Origin of the sequence: Mycobacterium sp., from assembly GCF_040398885.1 — a bacterium.
Lineage (GTDB): Bacteria > Actinomycetota > Actinomycetes > Mycobacteriales > Mycobacteriaceae > Mycobacterium.
This window is the reverse complement of the sequence record NZ_JBBATF010000202.1, coordinates 1-4,333: the sequence shown is the minus strand read 5'-3', so window position 1 is coordinate 4,333 and position 4,333 is coordinate 1. Positions and strand designations below refer to the sequence as shown.

The window sequence follows — 4,333 nt, the reverse complement described above, 5'->3', positions numbered from 1 at the left end:
GGCTGGCCGCGACGGCCGCGGCGCCCAAACATCCGGAATCCGCGGAGGCCCCCGCCGGCGGCGAGGGTTCGGCCACCGGGCGCCGCCGGCGTCGCCGCCGCGGACCTCGCAAGGCCGCCGGGGCCGGAGCCCCGTCGAACTGACCGATGATCCGACCGGAGCGCCGCACCAGGGCTGACATCTTCGCCGCGGCGGCGATCGCCGCTGCGGTGGCGATGCTCATCACGGTGTTCTGGTGGCGCAGTTCCGAGCGCGCGACGATCAGCCGTCCGGCCGTCGAGCCGGCTCCGGCCACCACCTCCGCAGGGGCCGTCCCGGCCACGCTTACCAGGCGGTGGACGGCCGCCAGCACAAAGACGCTGACGCCAATCCTGTTGAGCGGCAACGTCATCACCGGTGACGGCCGCACCATGGCCGGGCTGGACCCGCAGACCGGGGAACAGCGCTGGAGCTACGCCCGCGACACCGATCTGTGCGGGGTGTCCTACGTCTACGACCTGGCCGTCGCCGTCTACCCCGATGTGCGCGGGTGCGGGCAGGTCTCCGGCATCAGGGCCGCCACCGGCCGGCGCGGACCGACCCGCACCAGCTACGCCGACGACGTGGTGGTGCTCAGCTCGGACGGCGGCGCGGTTCTCTCGGCCGGCCCGACCCGGCTGGAACTGTGGCGCTCGGATCTGGTGCGGATGTTGTCCTACGGGGAGATCGACGCTCCGGTCAAGCCGGTCAACACCAAACTCGGCGCGGGCTGCGCGTTGATGTCGGCCGCGGCCAGCGACGCCGCCGTCGGCGTCCTGGAGGCCTGCCGCGACCAGAAGGACCTCCGGCTGAGCCTGCTCAAGCCGGCCAAGGAGGAGGACGAGCCCGACATCAAGAAGCTGCCGCTGGCCGGGGTGGCCGCCGACTCGGATGCCCGGGTGCTGGCGGTGGCGGGCACCACCACCGCGGTGTACCTGCCCAGCCCGGAACCGGCGGTCGCGGTCTATGACGACACCGGATCCAGGATCTCCAGCACGCTTCTCCCCGCCGAGCCCGGCCCGCCCACCCAGACCGGTCCGCTGCCGGCGGTGACCCGCGCCGGTGACCTGATCACCTGGTGGACCGGCAGCGCGGTGATGGTGTTCGACAACAAGCTGGCCTACCGCTACACCCTCGGCGCCGCCGACCGGCGGGCCCCGCTGGGGCCGGCCACGATGATGGCCGGCCGGCTGCTGGTCCCGGTGGCCGACGGCCTGGCGGTGTTCAACCCGAGCGACGGCGTCTACCAGCGGACGATCCCGCTGACCCACCCGGGCGGTGAGGGGCCGGTGCTGCCGGCGGTGAGTGGGCAGACGGTGATCGAGCAGCGCGGATCGGCCATCGTCGCCTTCGGGCCGTAGCAGCCTCTGGACCTGCCGATTCCCGGGTCCACCCGGAAAACACGTAACGTTGAATCAGGAATTACACAACAGGACAGGGGGTCGGCGGATATGCGGGTACTGGTGGGATTCGACGGTTCGCCGGCGTCGGGGACGGCCATCGAGGCGGGGGCGGCACTGCTGCCGGGCGCCCACGGCCGGATCGTCTACCTGTGGGGCCCACCGTTTGCCAGCGCGCCTGTCCGCCGCCGGTTGCGAGAGCGAACCGGCAACGTCAACGACCTGGTCGAAGCCGTCGAGGTTGAGGGCAGGTTCGAGGCTCAGCGCATCGCGGCGATGGGCGTCGCGCTGGCCACGGCGGCCGGGTGGGAGGCCGTAGCGCTGATCGAACAGACCTACGGCGCGGAAGGAGCCGCAATTATCCGCGCCGCCGAGGAGGCCGACGCCGACGTGGTGATCGTCGGATCCCGCGGCCTGGGCGGCAAGGACGCCGTTCTGGGCAGCGTCTCGGACATGGTGGTCCACCACGGCTCGCGGCCGGTGCTGGTGGTGACGCATCCGCTGTTGTCGACCGAATTCGCCGATCTGGGCACCGGCCCCGTCGTGGTGGGCTGGGACGGATCTGCCGGCGCCGAGCATGCACTGGCCACCGCCGGACGGTTCTTCGGGCAGCGTCAGATCGTCGCGGTGTCAGTCGAGGACGACACCGACGTACCCGCGCCGCCGGGCGTCGACGTCACTCACGCTCACATACGCCAGACCGGGAGCCGACGAACCCGCGGAGTCGCCACGGCAGTGATCGCAGCGGCCAATGAGCACGGGGCCGCGGCGATCGTCGTCGGGTCACGGGGGCGATCGGCCGCGCGGGAGATCATTCTGGGCAGCGTCGCGATGGGCACCCTGCATCGCAGCCACCGTCCGGTCATGGTGGTGCGCGACCCGGGTCCCACGGTTACGACGACGGACCGATAACCAACACCGGCACCGGCGAGTGTTGGACCAGTTCAGCCGAGACACTGCCGAGCAGCCTCGACGACATCCCCTGACCGCGCCGGCCGACGACGAGCAGATCCACGTCCTGGCGGTCGGCGAAGCTGCGCAGCGCCTGGCCCGCCGGACCGGTCAGCACCTCGGTATGCACCACACCAGCGATAGTCAAACCCGCCGCTATCTCCGAAAGCCGTTGCGCCGCAGCGTCGATCGCCTCGCTGGTGACACCTTCGGTCGCGTCGTAGGAGACGACCTCCGCCAGTACCAGCAGCGCACAGCGCGGTCCGAGCAACCCCAGGACCGTCGACAGCGCCCGATCGGACTGCTCGGAGCCGTCCAACCCCACCAGGACCCGGGACCCGCCGCCCTCGTCCGTGCGCCGGGGCGGGGCGCCGGTCGACCCGAACTCGACGACGGCGGGACGTCGCCGAATCCGCTCCAGCGCGATCGGCAGGAACAACGGTCCCAACGGCATGGCGAGCAGAATCCACAACGGGGCGTAGCCGCGCCGGGCCATCAACACCCCGGACAACGCCCCCGCTGACAACCACACCACCACAAGGACGACAACCGTCGTCGTATTCACCCCAACCACCCCTTCGTCCCTAGCCGCTGCCTTCTGGACATGGCCTTCAGTCCCTGTTCTCGTTGAGGCCCGCACCGGGATCCGTCCGGCCGTCTTCTCCGGTGAGCAGGCGATGAAGTTCGCCGGAGGTCGCGGCGGCCGCCGTCGAGAATGGTTCCAGAACGACGTCGGCTCCCGCGGCGCGGAGCTCGTCGGCGTCGCGCCGGGTGTGGGCGGTCATGGCGATGGTCCCCCGCGAACTGGTGGTGACGCAGGCCGTGCAGCAGGGCAAGGTTGACCGGCAGTACCGGGATTGCGCTGAGGACGTACCGCGCCCGGTCCAGCGGCAGGAACATCGTGGACAGTCCGTCGATGTCGTGAATCTTGACGCCGGTGGGGTCGAAATCGACGGCCAGTACGCGGTGACCGGCGCCGGTGAGCCGCTGCGCCAGGTGGGTGCCGAACCGGCCCAACCCGAACAGGATGACATCGGCGTCGTCGTGCCAGCTGTCGGGCTCGCGCGGCCGGACATCCCGTCGTTCGAATATCGAGAGCCACCGCTTCATCCGGCCGTAGAGCTGGTGGGAGTAGAGGATCATGTAGGTCGAACAGCCGATGGTGATCAGGCCGACCACGGTGATGAGGCTGACCGTGGCGCTGGTGGTGTGTCCCAGGCTCAGCCCCAGTGGCCGCCAGGATGAGCGAGAACTCGGAGATCTGCGCAACGGTAAGACCTGCCAGGAAGCCCACCCGCACCGGGTAGCGCATCACGGCCATGATCGCGATGACGATCAACGGGTTTCCGATCAGCACGAATGCCGAGAAGACCACAGCCTCGGTGATCTGTCTGGCGGCGTCGGTGAACTCCAGTCGCGCGCCGAGGTCGAGGAAGAAGAACAGCAGCAGGAAGTCGCGCAGACTGACCAGCCGCGCGCCCAGCGCGTCGCGAATCGGTGTGCTGGCCAGCGAGACCCCCGCCAGGAATGCTCCCACCTCGGAGCTGAAACCGAGCCATTCGCTCAGGGCGGCCACCGAAGCGGCGTAGGACACCCCGAAGAGCACGAGCAGTTCCTGGGAGCGCGCGACCAGGGGAAGCAGCCGGGGCAGCACGAACCGGGTCATCAGCCAGATCCCGGCGAGCAGTCCGACCCCCTTGAGCAGAACCAGCGCGACCCCGACCCCGAGGTGGTCGCCGGTGTCCTGGCCGAAGGCGGTGAGCGCGATCATCACCAGCACGACGACGATGTCCTGCACGATCAGGAAGCCCACCGCGATCGAGCTCACGCTTGTCCGAGAGCAGCTTGACGATGATGATCGTCCGTCGGGGTGCAGTGATGGCGCCACAGCCGCCGCGATGGCCTAATGGAGCGATGAGGGCCTTTCGGCGCGCGACTGCTGCGGCCTGCGCCCTGGTAGTGCT

General features: G+C 70.0%; 5 protein-coding genes. 2 read left to right on the top strand and 3 right to left on the bottom strand.

Features of this window, described 5'->3' with window-relative positions:
- Positions 1–146 precede the first annotated feature (146 nt).
- Together ADBZ5U_RS14605 and ADBZ5U_RS14600 are read left to right on the top strand one after the other, a co-directional pair.
- Entirely contained in the window at positions 147–1,379 is a 1,233-nt protein-coding gene (locus ADBZ5U_RS14605; protein WP_526811388.1) for an Rv3212 family protein, read from the top strand.
- Positions 1,380–1,469: 90 nt separating this feature from the next.
- Positions 1,470–2,330 (top strand): universal stress protein, encoded by an 861-nt coding sequence (locus ADBZ5U_RS14600; RefSeq protein WP_526811386.1) that lies wholly within the window; start codon positions 1,470–1,472, stop codon positions 2,328–2,330.
- On the opposite strand, the gene ADBZ5U_RS14595 is transcribed toward ADBZ5U_RS14600, so the two are convergent.
- From ADBZ5U_RS14595 to ADBZ5U_RS14585, 3 genes are read right to left on the bottom strand one after another with little or no spacing between them, the layout of a single operon-like run.
- Positions 2,311–2,934, bottom strand: coding sequence for a universal stress protein (locus tag ADBZ5U_RS14595; RefSeq protein WP_526811384.1), 624 nt, complete (start codon positions 2,932–2,934; stop codon positions 2,311–2,313). The genes ADBZ5U_RS14600 and ADBZ5U_RS14595 overlap by 20 nt on opposite strands.
- 46 nt (positions 2,935–2,980) lie before the next feature.
- The gene (locus ADBZ5U_RS14590) at positions 2,981–3,154 is read right to left on the bottom strand and encodes a hypothetical protein (RefSeq protein WP_526811382.1); all 174 of its coding nucleotides are present in this window, start codon (positions 3,152–3,154) and stop codon (positions 2,981–2,983) included.
- The gene (locus tag ADBZ5U_RS14585; protein ID WP_526811380.1) at positions 3,151–4,197 is read right to left on the bottom strand and encodes a cation:proton antiporter domain-containing protein; all 1,047 of its coding nucleotides are present in this window, start codon (positions 4,195–4,197) and stop codon (positions 3,151–3,153) included. The genes ADBZ5U_RS14590 and ADBZ5U_RS14585 overlap by 4 nt, the downstream gene beginning before the upstream one ends.
- Positions 4,198–4,333 lie beyond the last annotated feature (136 nt).